We start from the raw sequence: 734 nt of genomic DNA, 5'->3' as shown, positions 1-734 counted from the left end.
GACACCGTTACTTACACCGGTACCGATGGCAACATTAAGACCAAAACCCTGCCGGGAGGCAAAGTTGATTTCGGTTTGAACGACAAAGTTACGTTGGGCAAGACCGGCAGCACTCCGATTGTGCTGGACGGTACGAACGGCACGGTAAGTGGATTGACCAACAAAACGTTGGGCGGTACAGACTTTGCCACCAAAGGACAAGCCGCGACCGAAGAACAGCTGAACGAAACCCAAGTGAATCTGAAAAACATCTTGGGCGGCAACGCAGCCAACAACAACGGCAACGTAACGACCAGCAACATCGGTGAGACTGGAGCAGACAACGTTCACGACGCGATCAAGTCAGTGAAAGAGACTGCCGAGAAAGGCTGGAAGCTGAAAGCGAACGACGAAGCCGACAGCGACAGCGAAAAAATCGCCGCAGGCGACACCGTGACCGTGAAACAAGGTAAGAACATCCGAGTGAAACGCAGCGGCAAAGATCTGACGGTTGAAACTTCAGACGACGTTGAGTTTGATCATGTCAAAGCTGATTCAGTGGCAGCGACCAGCGTGGTTGCCGAAAGTGTTATCGCAGGCAACAGCGTCTTGACTACCGACGGTCTGAAGATCGGTGCAGACGGCTCTCCGAACCAAGTGTCACTGACTACTGCCGGTCTGAACAACGGCGGCAACAAGATTGCCAACGTAGCCAAAGGTACGGCAGCCACCGACGCCGTCAACGTCGCCCAGCT

The 734-nt window shown here is 54.0% G+C and carries 1 pseudogene; it reads left to right on the top strand.

Annotation, left to right across the window (positions count from 1 at the left end):
* Positions 1 to 734: pseudogene (locus HMPREF2907_RS01230) on the top strand (hypothetical protein); the annotation flags it as partial.

Origin of the sequence: Neisseria sp. HMSC055H02 (assembly GCF_001813335.1) — a bacterium.
In the GTDB taxonomy this organism is placed as follows: domain Bacteria; phylum Pseudomonadota; class Gammaproteobacteria; order Burkholderiales; family Neisseriaceae; genus Neisseria; species Neisseria sicca_C.
Note: the sequence above shows the minus strand (reverse complement) of the source record. Positions and strands in the feature narration are given on the sequence as shown.